We start from the raw sequence: 17,352 nt of genomic DNA on the forward strand, positions 1-17,352 counted from the left end.
TGACGTGCCCCGGGATGCGCTGACGGGCGCGGCCCTGTTCGGGAGCGCAACACCTGCGGGCGATGTATGGGGCGCGTCGACTCAGCGTCCAGGTGCGCGTATTGCCTGCCCACGGAGTCCTCACAGGCCGAGGAAGGCTGAGCATCCGCCGCACACCACGTGACGGCGAGGCCTTAGCGTCGTCTGACGCTGCGACCCGAGCCGGGCCCGGGGAATGTCATGGTCGATTCCCCGGGGCCCGGGGTGTGTCCAGGCGATCGGTCAGGACGCGCCGGTCGCCCGTCTGGAACCAGCGGCACATGCCCTGCGCGAGTTTGAGAAGTTCTACAACTCCCGTCGGCCCCACCAGGGCATCGCGAACGCCCGCCCGCTGAACCCTGTGCCGACGCCGATCGCCGATCCGGACGAGACAGCCCGCCTCGATATACGACGATCCGATCGCCTCGGCGGCGTTCTCCACGAGTACGAGCATGCCGCATGACCTGCGCAGACGGGGTTATCGGCAAAGGTAACGTTGCGGTCCTCGGTCGCCCCGGAGGACGACCGCCAGACGAGACGACCTCTCCCACGCCTCAGCGGCGGTGTGGTTGCGATCCTCGGTCGGCCCCGGAGGGCGACCGTCAGGACTCCCGGGGTCTGCGGGCTTTCCTCAGCGCGTGCCTGTCGTCGCAGTGCTGTAGGCGTACAGGGCGACGACGCCGACCACACAGGCGAGGATCGTCCAGGAGGCGAGGCTCATCCGTTTCCCTTTCCGCCCGGGCCGTTTCGGCTTCTCGGTCCGCTTGGTGCGGCCGGGAGCCGTCGGGGCGGGCGGTGTTGCGTCGGCGGCGGTCTCGGCGAGCAGGCGGCGGCAGGCCGTGGCGAGTTCGCCGGTGCCGGTACCGAGCGGGACGACCGTCTCTGAGCGCGCCGGAGCGGTGGTGCCGCCGTCGAGGATGCGGCCCGCACGGAGCAGGATCTCGTCCTTGCGGCCCGAGGGGGCGAGACTGATCCAGCGCTGCACATGCTCTCCCCGGATGACCACACCCCCGGCGCGGTCCCGGTACACGGTGTGCTGACGCCAGAGCATGTCTGCCAACTGCGCTGCGGTGTCTCTCAGTTGGGCGCTCAAGGCCCGTCCTTCCAGAGCCGTACGGTGAATCGAACGAGAATCGTACTTCGGCCTCTCTGTTTCGCTCGGGCGGCCCAGGGTGGGGGGATGCGACCTGCAGCATCCGCCTGCCCCTACGGCGTAGGAGCCCGCACTGGGGGGCAGCAGGCATGCGCGGGAGGCAGGTCCCACGCTTACAGCGCACCGAGAGTCCCTGGCGTCACACATCCAGCCGATCACCCGCGAGCACTAGGCACACGACGACTCGAGTTCAAAAGCTTGGTGATCTTGTAAGGTCAGGCCGCCACCCGTGACACGCAGGACCTGGAACGCGCTGAACACAGTGACCCCTGAGCAGGACAGGCCGCCTGCACTCCGGGGGGTACGCGGGCGGCACCAAGACAGGGTCGGGCCCAGTTCCGGTAGGCAGCATCGAGCAGGTGGTAGAAGCCCTCTGCGGCGTCCAGGGAGACGGGGAGGAGCCTGATGTCGTCGACGATGATCAGGTCCAAGCGGATGATCTTCGCGTGGTCCCGGGCGATGAGGTCGTCCGCGCGGTGGCGCCGGACCAGCGCCCCGAGGTCGACGGACAGGAGATCACGCCTGGTCGTCCCGCTGCTACCGGCCTTCCCATGTCCTGATCGAGGAGTTGCGGATGATCAGCTCGGGCAGGACGAGGACGCGTTGCGCCGGGCGGCGCTTGCCCTCCATCAGCCTCGAGACCATCATCTCCACCGCGACCCGGCCCACCCGGGACTTGGGCGGGCGGACCGCCGTCATGGCCGGTTCGGCGAGCCGGGCCACCTCGTCGTCGTAGCTGACGAGGGCCATGTCGTCCGGGATGGCGATGCCTTGTTCGGCGGCGTACTGGGCGACGGACATCGCGTCCTGGTCGCTGTGCACGATGAGCGCGGTGGTCCGGGACCGGCGGCAGCGGCGCAGGATCTCCTCGATGATCTGCCGGTGGCCGGGTATGTCGAGGGCCACGCTCTCGCGGACCACGAACTCGTCGGGCAGATCGAGTTCCGCGCAGGCCCGCAGCCAGCCCTGGGCGAGATGCGCCGAGGTTGGGCTGCCGTTCGCGAGCACCAGGCCGATCCGGCGGTGGCCGTGTTCGTGGAGGTGACGCACCGCCGTCTCTAGGCCGAGCGCGTGGTCGCTGCGTACCCATTCGAGTTGGCGCGGCGTCGGGGTCCAGGGCGATGTCTGCCGTTCCACGAGGATCGTCGGCACCGGCAGCTTGCCGATCCAGTCGATCATCTCATCGGAGCCGTCGGTCTCCAGGCTGGGCGCCAGCAGGAGCCCTTGCACCTGCTTGGCCTCGATCAGTCGGCTGATCTGACGGCGGTCCTCGGCCCGATCGTAGCTCGACCCGCGCAGCTGGATCTGGACGCCGAGCGCGACTGCGGCGGCCCGGGCGCCGGTCACGATGGCTGGCCAGTAGTAGTCCAGCGAGGGAACGACCATGCCGATGGTGAACGGCGTGGATCCAGGGCGGGTCCGGCGCTGGGGAGCCGAGTCGGTTTCGGTTGGGAGGGTCGCGCCGCCGTGCACCTTGGTGAGCAGGCCGCGACCGGCGAGTGCGCCGATGTCGCGCCGCACCGTCAGCTCACTGACCTCAAGCATTTGGGCCAACTCGGGGACCCGGACGGCGCCGTGCCGGCGTAGTTCGTCCATGATCCGCTCCCTGCGTTGCAGAGCGAAGAGCCGGTCACCGGCCATCGGTTCACTCTCCCCTATCCTGTGTGTTCGACTCTGAACGAATCGCTTCGTTCATGTACGAGCCGTAGCGGGTTTGTGCTCACCACCACTATCTCTTTCCCCACGCGACCGGCAAGACGCGCTCGCCAGCGCCGGTGTGAAACCGGCCGAGGGAAGGACTCGACGCTTGATACAGACGAAGCCATACGCACTGGTCGTAATGAGCAGGGAAAGCTTCGAAGCGCACTTCGACGCTGCCCGTCTCGCACGGCTGGCGGACCTGGTGACGCTGGGTGATCCTGTCTGGACCGACGACCTCGACGCCCCGGCGGTACGGGCCCAGCTGGCGGACGTCGAGGTGATGCTGACGTCCTGGGGCGCTCCCCAGCTGACACCGGAGCGGCTCGACGCGGCACCCGCGCTACGCGCGGTGCTGCACTGCGCCGGCAGCGTGCGGGGCCTGGTGAGCGACGACGTGTGGCGGCGGGGGATCCGGATCACCAGCGCAGCCGACACCAACGCCATTCCGGTGGCCGAGTACACCCTGGCGGCCATCATCTTCGCCGGCAAGAAGGTTCCCTTCCTCGCCGCCGACGAGCGCCTCGCGTACGAGGGATGGGGCAGGGTGACGGGCTACGGGGACCTGTCTAACTTCGCGCAGACCGTGGGCGTCGTCGGGTTCTCCCGAATCGGCCGCAAGGTGGTCGAACTCCTCAAGGTTCTCGACGGCACCACCTGCCTGGTCGCGGATCCGCACGCCGATCCGGCGGAGGTCTCGGCGGCCGGCGCGACCCTGGTCGAGCTGGTGGACCTGCTGCCCAAAGTCGACGTATTGTCCCTGCACGCTCCCGAGCTGCAGGAGACCCGGCACCTCATCGGTGCCGAGCAACTGCGTCTGCTTCCGGACCATGCGACGGTCATCAACACGGCGCGCGGCAGCCTCGTCGACTCCGACGCACTCGCTGCCGAGTGCGCGTCCGGTCGCCTCTTCGCCATCCTCGACGTGACCGACCCCGAGCCGCTGCCCGCGAGTTCACCGCTGCGGCGGCTGGCTCAGGTGATGGTCACCCCGCATGTGGCGGGGTCACTCGGTTCGGAGATCGGGCGCCTCACCGACCACACCATCGACGAGCTGGCCCGGTGGCTCCAGCGGCAGCCGCTGCGGGGAGAGGTCACCGCGGAGTCCTGGGCCCTCGGACTGAGTGCCTGAGCCGATGTCTTCCAACCGAAGGAGATACGCACCATGAGAAAATCCGCCAAGGTCCTGACGGCAGCCATCGCGCTGGCCCTGCTCACCGCAGGGTGCAGCAGCAGCGGCGGTTCCGACACCACCGCCGACGGCAAGAAGGTACTCAGGATCGCCCTGTGGAACTACGACCAGACACCCGAGTTCAAGGCGCTGATCGACGGGTTCAAGGCGAAGTACCCGGACATCGAGGTCCGCCCGGTCGACATTCTCTCCGACGACTACTCGGAGAAGGTCACCACGATGCTGGCCGGTGGCGACACCACCGACGTGCTGACGATGAAGACCCTCACGGACTATGCGCGGTTCGGTACGCGGGGCCAGCTTCAGTCGGTCACCGATGAGGCCGGCAAGCTCGACAAGGCGAAGTACGGCGGGCTCGACGCCTACGACCTGAACGGCGAGTACTACGCGCTGCCGTACCGGCAGGACTTCTACGTCCTCTACTACAACAAGGCGTTGCTCAAGGACAGCGGCGCGGATCTGTCCAAGCTGACCTGGCCCGACTACGCCGCGCTGGCGAAGCGGCAGACGAAGGGCAACGGCGCGTCGAAGGTCTACGGCACCTACCACCACACCTGGCGTTCGCTCGTCCAGGCGATCGCGGCGGCGCAGACCGGCGGCGACCTGCTCGGAGATGACTACGGGTTCTTCAAGGACCAGTACGCGATGACCCTCGACCTGCAGAAGTCCGGGGCGACCATGCCGTGGGCAACGGCCAACAGCCAGAAGGTCACCTACAAGACGATGTTCACGACCGACAAGGCCGCGATGATGCCGATGGGCACCTGGTTCGCCGCGGTCCTGGTGCAGGAAAAGGCCGCAGGCAACTTCAAGGACGACTGGGGCATGTTGCCCCTGCCGCAGATCACCGCCGACGGCAAGACGACCACCTTCGGCGCACCGACCGCCTTCGCCATCAACAAGAAGGCGAAGAACTCCGACGCGGCCAAAAAGTTCTTGACGTTCGCGTCCGGTCCCGAGGGCGCCGCCGCGGTCGCCAAGATCGGCATCACCCCGTCCTACACCGACGAATCGGTCATGAACACCTACTTCTCCGTCCAGGGGATGCCGACCGACGACCTCACCAAGAAGGCCATGCACCCGGACACGGTGAAGCTGGAGATGCCGATCAGCGAGAAGTCCTCTGACGTCGACACCATCCTCACCGAGGAGCACCAGCTCGTGATGACCGGTGAGAAGTCGCTCGACCAGGGCATCAAGGAGATGAACTCCCGAGTGAAGTCCGAAGTCGGATGAGCCCGGAATCCGGCGCCGCAGCCGCCAAGCGGCGAAGTCGGCGCACCACACTGGTCGGCTGGAGTTTCATCCTCCCGAACTTCCTCGGTTTCGCGGCCCTGACCCTGGTACCGGTGCTCGCGACGCTGCTGCTGGCGTTCACGAACTGGAACTCGTACTCCACACCGGAATGGGTCGGACTCGAGAACTTCCGCAGGATGTTCGACAGCGACACCTTCTGGGTCGCACTGAGCAACACCGCGTGGTACGCCGTCGGCCATATCCCGCTCACGCTGGCGGCGTCCCTCGGCCTGGCCGTGCTGCTCAACCAGAAACTCCGCGGCGTCGGGTTCCTGCGTACGGCGTTCTTCTTCCCGTACATCACCTCGCTGGTCGCGGTGGCGGTGGTGTGGAACATGCTCTTCAGTCCCGACCTGGGGCCGGTGAACCAGCTGCTGCGGGCCGTGGGTGTCAGCCATCCGCCGGGGTGGACCACCTCCACCGACTGGGCGATGCCCGCGGTCATCATCACCAGTGTGTGGCGGGACATGGGCTACTACATGGTGCTTTACCTCGCCGGGCTCCAGGCGATCCCCGCGGAGCTGTACGAGGCGGCACGGGTGGACGGGGCCGGCCCGTGGCAGCGGTTCTGGCACATCACCGTCCCGTCCCTGCGGCCCACCACATTCTTCGTGCTGGTCATGCTGACGATCTCCAGCTTCAAGGTTTTCGACCTGGTCCAGATCATGACCGAGGGAGGCCCCGGCCGGTCGACCCTGGTGCTGTCCCAGGTGATCTTCCGGGAGGGAATCAAGCAGGGGCGCTTCGGCTACTCTTCGGCGATTTCCCTGGTGCTCTTCGTCATCGTGTTGATGATCACCGTAGTCCAGTTCCGGTTCCAGCGGAGGAATGAGCGATGAACACGAGCGTGCTGCGAGAGGACAGCACGACGGCCGGGGCTTCGCGCCCGACCGGTGGCGGGTGGGGCCGGTCCGCTCCGGGGAGTCGCCGCCGGACGGCGCGGCTCCTGGGCCGCGCCCTGCTCTACGCGGCGCTGATCGCGCTGTCGGCCGCGATCCTGGTGCCCTTCGCCTGGATGCTGGTCTCCTCGGTCAAGCGGGACAACGAGGTGCTCACGGTCCCGATCCAGTGGATCCCCCAGGAGTTCCACTGGGACAACTTCTCCCGCATCTGGACCCGGATCCCGCTGCTCACCTACCTGGGGAACTCGCTGTTCCTCAGTGTCACCATCACCGGGCTGCAGGTGCTGACCGGGAGCTTCGCGGCCTACGGCTTCGCCAAGGCCCGTTTCCCCGGCCGCGATGCCCTGTTCCTCGCCTACGTCAGCACCATCGCGGTGCCGTGGCAGGCCTACATGGTGCCGCAGTACATCATCATGGAGCGCCTGGGACTGGTGAACACGCACCTCTCGCTGATCCTGCTGCAGGCCTTCGGTGCGTTCGGGGTGTTTCTGATGCGCCAGTACTACCTGACGATCCCGGACGAGATCGGCGAGGCCGCGCGGCTGGACGGGCTCAGCGAGTACGGCATCTGGGCGCGGATCGTGCTGCCCCTGTCGAAGCCGGCGCTGGCCAGTCTCGCGCTGCTGACCTTCGTCAACACTTGGAACGACTACATGGGGCCGTTCATCTACCTGACCGACAACGAGCTGTGGACCGTGCAGATCGGGCTGCGGCAGTTCGTCGGCATCTACGACTCCGAATACGCCATGATCATGACCGGATCGGTGTTGTCGGTCCTGCCGATCCTGGTCGTCTTCCTGCTCGGACAGCGCTACTTCGTCCAGGGCATCGCCACCAGCGGAATGAAGTGAGGCCGCGATGAGCACCCCCGTCACCGGCCGGCGCCTCAGGCTCAACCTCGACCACGGGTCCTGGGAGCTGCTCTGGTCGCACGTCCACCGGGTCCTGGTCGTCAACCTGGGCCTGGCGGCGACGAACGCGCCCCTGCTGCTGGCACTGGGCGTGGTGCACCGGCCGTGGCAGTACCCGGCCTTTTTCGGACTGCTGTCCCTCGGCCTCGGCCCCTCGCTCGCCGCCGCCTTCCACTACCTGCGGCGGACCACCGAGGACGACCGGGCGCCGGCGGCCGACCTGTTCCGCGGCTACCGGCGCCTGTTCGGCCCGGCGCTGCTCGGCTGGGCGCCGTGCGTGCTCCTGATCGCCGTTGCTGCCACCGACGTGGCCGTCCTCCGTACGGCCGCGTCGGGGCCGGCCCTGATACCGCTGCTGGCCGTCGTCATGCTGGGCGCCGCGAGCTCCGGGATCGTGACAATGGCCGCCGTGGCGGACGATCCGCGGATCTCACCGCGCACGCTGCTGACCGCGTCGTACGCGTCGGTACGTCGCTGGTGGCTCGGGCTGCTGAACCTCGGGCTGCTCGGCATCACCCTCGTCCTGGTCAACCAGGCGCCCCTGCTCGGCCTGGCCGTACTGCCGGGCTGCACGCTCTTCGTCGTCTGGCGCAACAGCCGCGCCATGCTCGCGTCGTTGGCACCGGCCGCCAATCCCGCAGTCAGCCACACCCATCGAGACCCAGTGGGAGCCAAGGCATGATCATCCGCCCCGGCACAACCGTCCCGGAGGACCGGGTCCGCTCCCCGTACACCGGGTGGACCCGAGAGCACTGGACCACTCTCGCGGACCGGATGCTCGCCGCCCTCGAGCCGTATCGCTCCCCGGCCGGCGCCCGCGTCGCCCTGCCGGGCCCCGTCAGCATGTACGGCACCGACTCCGACGGCCTGGAGGGCTTCGCCCGCACCTTCCTGCTGGCCGGCTTCCGAATCGCCGGGGAGCACGGCGCCGACCCCGGCGGGCTGCTCGACCGGTACGCCCGCGGCCTGGCGGCGGGCACCGACCCGCGTTCCCCGGAGGCCTGGCCGCGCCCCGACGAGCTCGGCCAGGCCAAGGTCGAGGCCGCGTCGATAGCCCTGGTGCTGCAACTGACCCGGCCCTGGCTGTGGGACCTGCTCGACGACGGGGTGCGCGAGCGCACCGTCGACTGGCTGGCGACCGTGCTCGGCCAGCCCTACCCGCGGAACAACTGGGTCTGGTTCAGGATCGTCGTCGAGTCCTTCCTCCGCGAGGCGGGCGGCCCGTGGTCGGCCGACGACATCGAGGAGGACCTCGACTTCCACGCCTCGATGCGCAGGCCTGGCGGCTGGCTCAGCGACGGCCAGGAACGGTCCTACGACCACTACACCGGCTGGGCCCTGCACCTCTACCCGCTGCTGTGGACCCACCTGTTCGACGTCACCGGCTCGCTCTGCCCGCCACAGCTGCACAAGACTTGGGCGGCGGACCTGCGGGACTACCTCGACGACGCGGTCCGGCTGGTGGGCGCGGACGGCTCCCCGCTGCTACAGGGCCGCAGCCTCACCTACCGGTTCGCCGCCGCCGCACCGTTCTGGGTCGGCGCGGTCACCGGAGCCGGCGGGCAACCACCGGGACTGGTACGCCGCGTGACCGGCGGCATCGTCCGGCACTTCACCGACCGGGACGCCCCCGACGCGGAGGGGCTGCTGACACTGGGCTGGCACCACGCCTGGCCGGCGATGCGGCAGTCCTACTCCGGCTCCGGCTCACCGTACTGGGCGTCCAAGGGAATGCTCGGGCTGATACTGCCCGCCGACCACCCGGTGTGGACGGACACGGAACTCCCGCTCCCCATCGAGACCGCCGACACGGAGCGGGTGCTCACCGCCCCCGGCTGGCTGCTCTCCGCACGGCGCCGCGACGGGATCGCGATGGTCCTCAACCACGGCACCGACCACGCCCGCCCCGGCGACACCGGCGCGGACTCGCCCCCGTACGCACGGCTCGGCTACTCCACCGCCACGGTCCCCCCACTGACCGCGGACGCGGTGGCCTCACCGATCGACAACGCGGTCGTACTGCTCGACGAGGCCGGCCGGGCTTCCCACCGGTCGGGCTTCGAGCCGTTGTTCGCCCGGGAGTTGCCGGGTGGTGTGCTGGCGGCCGCCTCCCGCGGGCCGGTGCGCTGGGTCGACACCGCCGCCGACGACTCGCCCGACTACGGCTCCGGCCGGCGCGGACCGGTGACCCCCGGACCGATGATCACCGTCGCCTCGCTGCTGCGCGACGGGGTGGAGATCCGCCTCGCCCGGGTCGACACGCCCGCGACCGGGGCGAACCCGTCCTGGCGTGCCGTGCGGCTGGGCGGCTGGCCGGTGGCGGCCGACACCCGACCGGGCACACAGATCACTCCCGGCGAGCCGGGCCCGTCCGCCGAGGTCCGGACCGCGTCACTGCGATCTCGCCTGCGGGCCCTGCGGGGATTCGACCTCGGTGGAGTCACGACCCAGCAGGACTCCAGTCCCCTCGGCTCCTGGACGGCGATCCCCTGGCTGGTCACGGACACGGACACACCGTTCGGCGAGGTCCTCGCCGCCATGGTGCTCCTGGATCGGGGAGGCCCGGATGCCGCGGACCCCTCTCTGACCGTGTACCCCGAGCCCGACGGCGGTCATCTCGTCGCGCTCACCTGGGCGGACGGCCTGCGCACCGAGATCGCCCTGCCCGCCGCGTCGGGATAATCAGCGAGTGTGTCAGTCAGGGAGGCGGGCCGGTTCCTCGTCGGCGCGGCCGCCAGTTCCGAGGGTCCGCCGCGGGGACGGGGATGTCTCCGGGCGAGTACTGAGAACACCCCGGTCCCGCAGCTCATCAACATCGGGGAGGCGGATTCCGGGGAGAGCGTCGAGTAGGTCGGCCTGGGCTGCGCGGATGCTGTGCGCTGGAGCCTGGGGGCCGGTGCCAAGGGTGCGGCGGTCGGTCACGCTGGTCATCGTACGGGCCTCTTGGCTTGCGACGTTCGCCTCCCACCTGCGTAACGGCTTTCGGGTCGTCTGTCCCGGCCGCCGTCCCTGGACCATACGGGTCATCGAGTGCCGCCGTTCGATGGATGCGGCGGTCGGGTCCGATGCGGCTGTCGTCCGGCTGGGACACCTTCCTTGCGGGCGTACCGGGGGCTACGCCCCGGCTCGAAGAGGAAACCCGGTGTCGTGTGGGTTTCGAACCGCTCGCCCGTCGTTCACCTGGGTGGTTGCAGGAAGGACCCTCGACATGCCTTATCCCGTCGTCCTCATCACGGGCGCGCTCACCGGTATCGGCCGCGCCACCGCCTTGGCTTACGGCCGTCAAGGCGCGAACCTTGTGGTCTCCGGCCGACACGAGGACGTGGGTGAGCAGTTTGCCAGGGAGCTCTCCGACCTCGGCGCCCAGGCCGAGTTCGTGCGTGCCGACGTCCGCTTCGACGCCGATGTGAAGGACCTCGTCGACCGCGCGATCGCGCGGTTCGGGCGGATCGACGTCGCCTTCAACAACGCCGGCACCGAGGGAACACCCGGCCCTGTCACCGAGGTGACCGACGAGGGTTATCAGGCCACCTTCGATACGAACGTCAAGGGAACGCTGCTGTGCCTGAAGCACGAGTTCCGGGTCATGAGGGAACAGGGCGGCGGCAGCATCGTCAACGTCAGCTCCACCTTCGGCCTGATGGGTTACCCCGGTGCGACTTTGTACGTCGGGAGCAAGCACGCCGTCGTCGGCATCACCAAGGCGGCCGCACTCGAAGGCGCCGCTCACGGTATCCGGGTCAACGCGGTCGCGCCCGGCTACACCCGGACCGCTATGTACGAGCGGTTCACCGGCGACGACACGGTGCGTGACGCCGTCGATTCGGTGCTGCCCATGCACCGGGCGGGCACCCCGGAGGAGATCGCCGAGGCCGTCCAGTACCTGGGTTCGGACAAGGCGAGCTACGTCACCGGGCACATCCTCCTGGTCGACGGCGGCCTGATGGCGGGCGGGCCCCTGTTCCCGAGCACGTGAATCGCGAGGTCGGTGCAGGCCGTGCGGCGGCCGCTCAACGGGATGTTCCGGTTCTCGTCATGCCCAAACGGGCGGCTCCGCAGCACACGAGCGACATCAAGAGTCACTGACATTGGTCACGCCGCTCCCCGAGAAACGACTCCCGAAGTCACGACGAAACGACTCCCTCAGAAACTGACACAGCCAGGCGGGCCCCTCCCGGTAGCCGTCCTGGCCTCTCCTCACTCCTTTCGCCTCACCGCGGACCACCGTTCCACCCACCCTCGTTTCCCCAGGTCAAGACTCCTGCGGAGTGGCTCGGCGTGGACACTGGAACAGGTGGAACGGCAGGAACGCGGGTCGGGCTTCCAAAGGAACAGCGGTACGCCAACTCTTCACCTCGTCAGCGCCGCCCGGCAGGACGGCGAAGCACCCCACGCCTGGGCCGCAAGCGGACAGGCCGGGACACACGAACGAGGACAAGACATGCGTAAGAACGTCAGGAACCTTCTGCTCCAGGGCCTCGCGGCCGTGCTCCTCGCCGGCGGCGCGCTCGGTGCGGTGAACGCGACCGGCGACGAGGCCAACGCCTCGACGAAGCCGGGCCCCCGCAGCGGCTCCCACGCCACCCCCCTGAAGGCGGTGTGGCCGACGCTGAAGACCGGCTCCAGGGGCACCAATACTCTGACCGCCCAGCACCTCCTGGCCGCCCGCGGACACCGCCTCACCGCCGACGGCGTCTTCGGTCAGAAGACCGCCAAGGCGGTGAGGGACTTCCAGAGGAAGAACCGCCTCGCCGCCGACGGGGTCATCGGCCCCAACACCTGGACCAAGCTGACCAACCTCACCGTCGCCCCCGGCGCCCGGGGCCAGGCGGTCAAGGCCCTCCAGGTCCAGCTCGGCGTGAGGGCCGACGGCATCTTCGGCAAGAAGACGAAGACCGCGGTCAGCAACTTCCAGAAGAAGAACCGCCTCCTGGTCGACGCCGTCGTCAGGCCCGCGACCTGGCACCGGATCGTCGCCGGCACCACCACCCCCGCCATCCCCACGTCGGGCCGCGACGTCCGCCTGGACCACCGACTGGCTCTCCAGCAACTCGCCGCCGCCGGCATCAAGGCCCCCGTCGGCCGCACCTCCCTCGACGGCGTCCGCGCCCGCACCATCCAGGGCGTCATCGCCCTGAAGAAGGCCAGCCGCTGCACCATCACCATCACCGGCGGCACCGAGTCCGGCCACAGCAACGGCAAGTACTCCCACGCCAACGGCTACAAGCTCGACCTGCGCACCCGCGACGAGGGCCGCTGCGTCACCAACTGGAGCAAAACCACCCAGCGCAAGGGCAAGCCCCGCGGCAACGACCCCCGCTGGCACGGCACCCTCAACGGCATCTCCCTTGAGTACGTCTACGAGACCCCCCGCAACGGCGGCATCCACTGGGACACCACCTTCAAGTAGGCCCACCTCCTGCCCCACCCGCGGCCGCGCCGGGAGTGTCTAATCAACGGCGGATCTGATGATCGAGGAGACGCCAGAGATGACCGAGACCGTTGTCGAGCAGGAGTCCGTGGAGAAGCCGGCGGTCACGCCGGTGCCGGCCGCGTCGGATGAGCAGTTGGTCGCGATGCTCGTGGACCGGGCCCGATCCGAGGGCCTGCAGCTGACCGGCGAGGGCGGCCTGTTGCAGATGCTGACCAAGCGGGTGCTGGAGTCCGCCCTGGAGGGCGAGATCACCGATCACCTCGGATACGAGAAGCACGACGCCGAGGGCCGTAACAGCGGCAACAGCAGGAACGGAACCCGGGCGAAGACCGTGTTGACCGACGTCGGCCCGGTCGAGGTGAAGGTCCCCCGGGACGTGGCCGGCACGTTCGAGCCGCAGATCGTCAAGAAGCGGCAGCGGCGCCTGACCGGCGTGGACGAGATGGTGCTGTCGCTGTCCGCGAAGGGGCTCACGCACGGGGAGATCTCCGCGCACCTGGCCGAGGTCTACGGCGCGGAGATCTCCAAGCAGACCATCTCGACGATCACCGACAAGGTGATGGAGGGCATGGCGGAATGGTCCAACCGCCCGCTGGACCGCGTCTATCCGGTCCTGTTCGTGGATGCCATCAACGTCAAGATCCGCGACGGCCAGGTCGCGAACCGCCCGGTCTACGTCGTCATGGCCGTGACCGCTGAAGGCACCCGGGACATCCTGGGGATCTGGGCCGGCGACGGCGGCGAGGGCGCGAAGTACTGGCTGCACGTGTTCACCGAGCTGAAGAACCGCGGCATCGACGACGTGCTCATGCTGGTCTGCGACGGACTGAAGGGCCTGCCCGATGCGGTGGAGGCCGTCTGGCCTCGAACGATTGTCCAAACCTGTGTCGTTCACCTGCTGCGGAACAGCTTCCGTTACGCGGCCCGCCAGGACTGGGACAAGATCGCCAAGGCACTGCGGCCCGTTTACACCGCGCCGAACGAGGACGCGGCGATGGAGCGGTTCCTGGAGTTCCAGGAGGCGTGGGGCCGGAAGTATCCGGCGATCGTGAAGCTGTGGTCCGACGCCTGGGCCGAGTTCGTGCCCTTCCTCTCCTTCGACGTCGAGATCCGCAAAGTCATCTGCTCGACGAACGCGATCGAGAGCGTGAACGCCCGCATACGCAAGGCCGTCCTTGAGTTCTAGTGATCGTCGCAACACCCCAGCTCAAGGGGTGCGATGGACTTCAAGATCCGCGAGAACCGGAAGCCGCAGGGGGCGAAGAGGCTCACCGCGGAGCGGGCTGCATACTTCCAGCTCATGCAGCAGGGCTACAGCAACAACGAAGCCTGCCGGATCGTCGGGATTGACTCGAGAACCGGCAGACGCTGGCGCAACGGATACGTCCCGTCGAAACGAAGAGGGGCGGTGCGTCCGGTTCCGCCGGCAGTGCCGCCGGCGTCGTCTCGGTATCTGAGCGTGGACGAGCGCATCTACATCGCCGACCGGATGCGAGAGAACGCGACGGTCCGGGCGATCGCCGCCGAGCTGGGGCGGAGTCCGTCCACGGTCAGCCGGGAAATACGCCGCAACCGGCATCCCGACAGCGGCGTCTACCGACCTCACGCCGCCCAGGCACGCGCCGAGGCTCGCCGCCCGCGACCCAAGCTCGCAAAGATCGAACAGCACCGTGAACTACGGCAGTTCATCCAAGAGCGGCTCGACCTGCGGTGGAGTCCCGAGCAAATCTGCCAGGCTCTTCCTGGCGCATTCCCCGAGCGGCCGGAGCTGCACGTGGTCCCCGAGACCGTCTACCAGGCCCTCTACGTCCAAAGCCGCGGCGAGCTACGCCGCGAGATCCACCGCGCCCTGCGCACGGGCCGGGTCCGCCGCAAGCCGCGCCGCCAAGCCCAACAGCGCACCCCGCGGTTCACCGACCCGATGGTCATGATCAGCGAGCGCCCCGCCGAGGCCGAGGACCGGGCCGTGCCCGGTCACTGGGAGGGCGACCTGATCATCGGCAAGGACGGCGCATCGGCGATCGGCACACTGGTCGAACGCACCACCCGCTACGTCATGCTCGTTCACCTGCCCGACGGCCGCAGCGCGGAACTGGTCCGCGACGCTCTCGTGGGCACTGTCCAGGGCCTGCCCGCTCACCTGGCCCGCTCGCTGACCTGGGATCAAGGAAGCGAGATGGCCGCGCACGGCTCCTTCACCACAGCCACCGACATCCCGGTCTACTTCTGCGATCCCGCCAGCCCCTGGCAGCGCGGCTCGAACGAGAACACCAACGGCCTGCTGCGCCAGTACTTCCCCAAGGGCACCAACCTCTCGGTCCACGGCCGCCAGCACCTGGACGCCGTCGCTGCCGAACTCAATGGCCGACCACGCAAAACGCTCGACTGGGATACCCCGGCCGAGCGCCTGCATAGACTGATCGCCGCCTGACCAACCGACCACGTGTTGCGACGATCGCTGGATTCCAAGGTCCGGGCCCGCGGGCACTTCCCGAACGAGGCCGCGGCGCTCAAGTGCATCTACATGGCGCTGATGAGCCTGGACCCGACCGGCAAGGGCCGCAAGCGGTGGACCATGCGATGGAAGGCGCCCTTGAACGCTTTCCAGGTCGCCTTCGAGGGCCGACTGACCCCCACCGACCACTGACCAACTCAACAACCAAGATCAGCCGTTAAGTTGATTCATGACACTCCCTCTCCTGACGCCCGTTGTCGCGCGGCTGGGGTCAGGCGCCGAGGTGGGCGAGGACCTCGGCGGTGGTCCCGGTCTCGCCGAGCTTGGGGAAGATCAGCGCGACCGAGTTGTCGTGCGTCGCGGCGTCGAGGTCGGTCATGGCGTCGATCGGCAGCGCCACGTGGAAGCCGTGCTCGTGGGCCTGTCGGGCGGTGGATTCGACACCGATGGCAGTGGAGAGTCCGCAGACGACGATCTGGGTGACGCCGAGTTCCTGGAGGTGTTCTGCCAGGTCGGTGTTGTGGAAAGCGCCCCAGGTGTACTTGGTGACCGTCTTGTCGCCGGGCTGCTGGTTGAGTTCCGGGAGAAGGTCCGACCAGCCAGCGGGGAGGTCCGGGGCCCCGAAGCCGTGCTCGGTGCGGCCCGGGGCACCGCCGGCGACGTTGACCAGCACGACGGGGAGCTTCTTGGCCCGGAAGGCGTCGGCGAGCCTGACCGCGTTGGCCAGGACACCGTCGAACGGGTGAACCGTCGGCATGTGGACGGCGGCGGCCTGGAGATCGACGACGATGAGGGCCGTGTTGGGGTCGATCGTGGTGATGGTCATGTGTGTCTCCTGGATCAATCGGTGGTGTTGAGCGGTCCGTTGGGTTGGGCGGTCAGTGGCGGACCGGCCGCATGGTGCGGTCGGCGAGTGTGAGTGCCACCAGAACGAGGCTGACGGCCGTCATGATCCAGCCGATCTGGTGGACGCCGTGGTCGGTGACGTTGTGGTGGAAGACCAAGCCGGTGACGGCGCTGGCGCCGATGGAGCCGACGTATCCGAAGGTGCGCAGCAGCCCGGACGCGGTGCCCAGTTGATCGGTCGGCGCGTGCTCGGTGAGAGAGGTCTGGTTGCCGGCGGTCGAGAAGCCGATGGCGAGCCCGAAGACGAGGGTCACGATGACCACGATGCCGATCCAGGTCGTGGAGCTGAGCAGCAGGACGCCGGCTGATCCGAGCAGGCAGGTGGCAGCGGCCGCGATGACCGGTCCCCGGACGAGCCTGCGCTGGGAGAGCGGCGTGATGATCATTCCCGAGACCACGGTCATGGGCAGCAGGAGCAGTCCGGAGGCGGACTCGCTGAAGCCGCGGACGCTCTCGATCCACTGAGTGATGCCATACAGGACGACGTATACACACAACTGGGTCAGGCCGAAGCGCAGGTAGGTGTTGGCGAGTCCGGTGTTGGATGCCAGGAGCCGCACGTCGAGGAAGGGGGTGTTGGCGCGCAGCTCCCACAGCACCAGCACGGCCCAAAACACCGCGGACAGTCCGAGGACCCACCAGTGCGCAGTGGGAAGGCCGAACAGGAATATCAGCAGCGTCAGCATGGCTCCGACGAAGCCGAGGATGCCGAGCACGTCGAGCTTCGACGCGATCTCATGCGCGCTCATCCGTTCGGCACGCTTCGGGTCGGGTTCGATCCAGGCGGCCGCGGCTATGAACGCGATGACGGCGACGGGCACGTTGACGAAGAAGACAGCTCTCCATGTCAGGGCGTTCACCAGGACGCCGCCGATGGGCAGGCCGAGCGAGGCGGTGGCGATCCCGGCGATCATGAGTCCGCCCAGGACGCCGCCCGGCGCGTTGGCCATTCCGGCGTCCTGTGCGCGGCGTTGGATGATCAGCATTGCGGTCGGGTACGCGCACGAGGTGCCCAGTCCGATCACGACACGGCTCAGGATCAGCATCCACAGGCTCTGCGCGAAGCCGCCGAAGGCGGCGCCGAGGGAGACCATGACGATGCCGGACATGAAGATCCGCCGGGGCCCGAACACTTCGGCGGCCTTGCCCGTGGTGGGCAGGGCGATCGTGCTCGCCAGATACAGGGCGGCCACAAGGGCCGCGGTCTGGCCGATCTGGATGCCCAGGTCGCGGGCGATCGGCAGCAGCGCCGTCGCGATGAGCGAGCTGTTGATCGGGTTGAGTGCCGAGCCGAGGAATAGAGGCGTGGTGAAACGCCAGGAGAACGGGTTGCCACTGTACGCAGGCACAGTCGGCGATTGCTCTTCGGTCAATGACATGCGCACCT

Annotated in this window: 14 protein-coding genes and 2 pseudogenes; 11 read left to right on the forward strand and 5 right to left on the reverse strand. The window is 68.4% G+C overall.

The features are described from left to right. Positions 1-217 precede the first annotated feature (217 nt). From ACIQFZ_RS28930 to ACIQFZ_RS28940, 3 genes are all read right to left on the reverse strand, one after another. Positions 218-460 carry a hypothetical protein gene (locus ACIQFZ_RS28930; protein WP_402692543.1) on the reverse strand — a complete coding sequence of 81 codons (243 nt, stop codon included), beginning with the start codon at positions 458-460 and terminating at the stop codon, positions 218-220. A gap of 189 nt (positions 461-649) precedes the next feature. Next, entirely contained in the window at positions 650-1,069 is a 420-nt protein-coding gene (locus ACIQFZ_RS28935; protein ID WP_402692592.1) for a hypothetical protein, read from the reverse strand. Between the two features lie 639 nt (positions 1,070-1,708). Continuing rightward, positions 1,709-2,812: a substrate-binding domain-containing protein gene (locus ACIQFZ_RS28940; RefSeq protein ID WP_365437456.1), complete on the reverse strand. Its 1,104-nt coding sequence runs from the start codon at positions 2,810-2,812 to the stop codon at positions 1,709-1,711. A 169-nt stretch (positions 2,813-2,981) separates the two neighbouring features. Here ACIQFZ_RS28940 and ACIQFZ_RS28945 point away from each other — a divergent pair, with 169 nt between their 5' ends. From ACIQFZ_RS28945 to ACIQFZ_RS28995, 11 genes and pseudogenes are all read left to right on the forward strand, one after another. After that, positions 2,982-4,001: a hydroxyacid dehydrogenase gene (locus tag ACIQFZ_RS28945; protein WP_402692593.1), complete on the forward strand. Its 1,020-nt coding sequence runs from the start codon at positions 2,982-2,984 to the stop codon at positions 3,999-4,001. Positions 4,002-4,034: 33 nt separating this feature from the next. Next, a complete protein-coding gene (locus tag ACIQFZ_RS28950) occupies positions 4,035-5,297 on the forward strand; it encodes an ABC transporter substrate-binding protein (protein ID WP_402692544.1) in 1,263 nt (420 codons plus the stop codon). Continuing rightward, positions 5,294-6,196: a carbohydrate ABC transporter permease gene (locus ACIQFZ_RS28955; protein WP_402692545.1), complete on the forward strand. Its 903-nt coding sequence runs from the start codon at positions 5,294-5,296 to the stop codon at positions 6,194-6,196. The genes ACIQFZ_RS28950 and ACIQFZ_RS28955 overlap by 4 nt, the downstream gene beginning before the upstream one ends. Then, entirely contained in the window at positions 6,193-7,110 is a 918-nt protein-coding gene (locus ACIQFZ_RS28960; protein ID WP_402692546.1) for a carbohydrate ABC transporter permease, read from the forward strand. The genes ACIQFZ_RS28955 and ACIQFZ_RS28960 overlap by 4 nt, the downstream gene beginning before the upstream one ends. A gap of 7 nt (positions 7,111-7,117) precedes the next feature. Further along, the gene (locus tag ACIQFZ_RS28965; RefSeq protein ID WP_402692547.1) at positions 7,118-7,852 is read left to right on the forward strand and encodes a hypothetical protein; all 735 of its coding nucleotides are present in this window, start codon (positions 7,118-7,120) and stop codon (positions 7,850-7,852) included. Continuing rightward, the gene (locus tag ACIQFZ_RS28970; protein WP_402692548.1) at positions 7,849-9,852 is read left to right on the forward strand and encodes a DUF2264 domain-containing protein; all 2,004 of its coding nucleotides are present in this window, start codon (positions 7,849-7,851) and stop codon (positions 9,850-9,852) included. Before ACIQFZ_RS28965 ends, ACIQFZ_RS28970 begins: the two co-directional genes overlap by 4 nt. A 526-nt stretch (positions 9,853-10,378) precedes the next feature. Continuing rightward, positions 10,379-11,146: an SDR family NAD(P)-dependent oxidoreductase gene (locus tag ACIQFZ_RS28975; protein ID WP_402692549.1), complete on the forward strand. Its 768-nt coding sequence runs from the start codon at positions 10,379-10,381 to the stop codon at positions 11,144-11,146. Positions 11,147-11,611: 465 nt separating this feature from the next. Further along, positions 11,612-12,580: a peptidoglycan-binding protein gene (locus ACIQFZ_RS28980; protein WP_402692550.1), complete on the forward strand. Its 969-nt coding sequence runs from the start codon at positions 11,612-11,614 to the stop codon at positions 12,578-12,580. Positions 12,581-12,746: 166 nt separating this feature from the next. Next, a pseudogene (locus ACIQFZ_RS28985) lies at positions 12,747-13,778 on the forward strand (IS256 family transposase); the annotation flags it as partial. 126 nt (positions 13,779-13,904) lie between these two features. After that, a complete protein-coding gene (locus tag ACIQFZ_RS28990) occupies positions 13,905-15,035 on the forward strand; it encodes an IS30 family transposase (RefSeq protein WP_402692594.1) in 1,131 nt (376 codons plus the stop codon). Positions 15,036-15,074: 39 nt separating this feature from the next. Then, positions 15,075-15,251: pseudogene (locus tag ACIQFZ_RS28995) on the forward strand (IS256 family transposase); the annotation flags it as partial. A gap of 79 nt (positions 15,252-15,330) precedes the next feature. On the opposite strand, the gene ACIQFZ_RS29000 reads toward ACIQFZ_RS28995, so the two are convergent. Together ACIQFZ_RS29000 and ACIQFZ_RS29005 are read right to left on the reverse strand one after the other, a co-directional pair. After that, a complete protein-coding gene (locus tag ACIQFZ_RS29000) occupies positions 15,331-15,885 on the reverse strand; it encodes a cysteine hydrolase family protein (RefSeq protein WP_402692551.1) in 555 nt (184 codons plus the stop codon). 52 nt (positions 15,886-15,937) lie between these two features. Beyond that, positions 15,938-17,344 (reverse strand): MFS transporter, encoded by a 1,407-nt coding sequence (locus tag ACIQFZ_RS29005; protein ID WP_402692552.1) that lies wholly within the window; start codon positions 17,342-17,344, stop codon positions 15,938-15,940. Between the last annotated feature and the right edge of the window lie 8 nt (positions 17,345-17,352).

It is taken from the genome of Streptomyces sp. NPDC093064, assembly GCF_044754605.1.
Lineage (GTDB): Bacteria > Actinomycetota > Actinomycetes > Streptomycetales > Streptomycetaceae > Streptomyces.

What these genes read in the sequence shown, in the direction of transcription:
- ACIQFZ_RS28935 (WP_402692592.1), bottom strand. Translation starts at nt 1,069, where the DNA reads ATGCTCTGGCGTCAGCACACCGTGTACCGGGACCGCGCCGGGGGTGTG.
- ACIQFZ_RS28940 (WP_365437456.1), bottom strand. Translation starts at nt 2,812, where the DNA reads ATGGCCGGTGACCGGCTCTTCGCTCTGCAACGCAGGGAGCGGATCATG.
- ACIQFZ_RS28950 (WP_402692544.1), top strand. Translation starts at nt 4,035, where the DNA reads ATGAGAAAATCCGCCAAGGTCCTGACGGCAGCCATCGCGCTGGCCCTG.
- ACIQFZ_RS28955 (WP_402692545.1), top strand. Translation starts at nt 5,294, where the DNA reads ATGAGCCCGGAATCCGGCGCCGCAGCCGCCAAGCGGCGAAGTCGGCGC.
- ACIQFZ_RS28960 (WP_402692546.1), top strand. Translation starts at nt 6,193, where the DNA reads ATGAACACGAGCGTGCTGCGAGAGGACAGCACGACGGCCGGGGCTTCG.
- ACIQFZ_RS28965 (WP_402692547.1), top strand. Translation starts at nt 7,118, where the DNA reads ATGAGCACCCCCGTCACCGGCCGGCGCCTCAGGCTCAACCTCGACCAC.
- ACIQFZ_RS28970 (WP_402692548.1), top strand. Translation starts at nt 7,849, where the DNA reads ATGATCATCCGCCCCGGCACAACCGTCCCGGAGGACCGGGTCCGCTCC.
- ACIQFZ_RS28975 (WP_402692549.1), top strand. Translation starts at nt 10,379, where the DNA reads ATGCCTTATCCCGTCGTCCTCATCACGGGCGCGCTCACCGGTATCGGC.
- ACIQFZ_RS28980 (WP_402692550.1), top strand. Translation starts at nt 11,612, where the DNA reads ATGCGTAAGAACGTCAGGAACCTTCTGCTCCAGGGCCTCGCGGCCGTG.
- ACIQFZ_RS28990 (WP_402692594.1), top strand. Translation starts at nt 13,905, where the DNA reads ATGCAGCAGGGCTACAGCAACAACGAAGCCTGCCGGATCGTCGGGATT.
- ACIQFZ_RS29000 (WP_402692551.1), bottom strand. Translation starts at nt 15,885, where the DNA reads ATGACCATCACCACGATCGACCCCAACACGGCCCTCATCGTCGTCGAT.
- ACIQFZ_RS29005 (WP_402692552.1), bottom strand. Translation starts at nt 17,344, where the DNA reads ATGTCATTGACCGAAGAGCAATCGCCGACTGTGCCTGCGTACAGTGGC.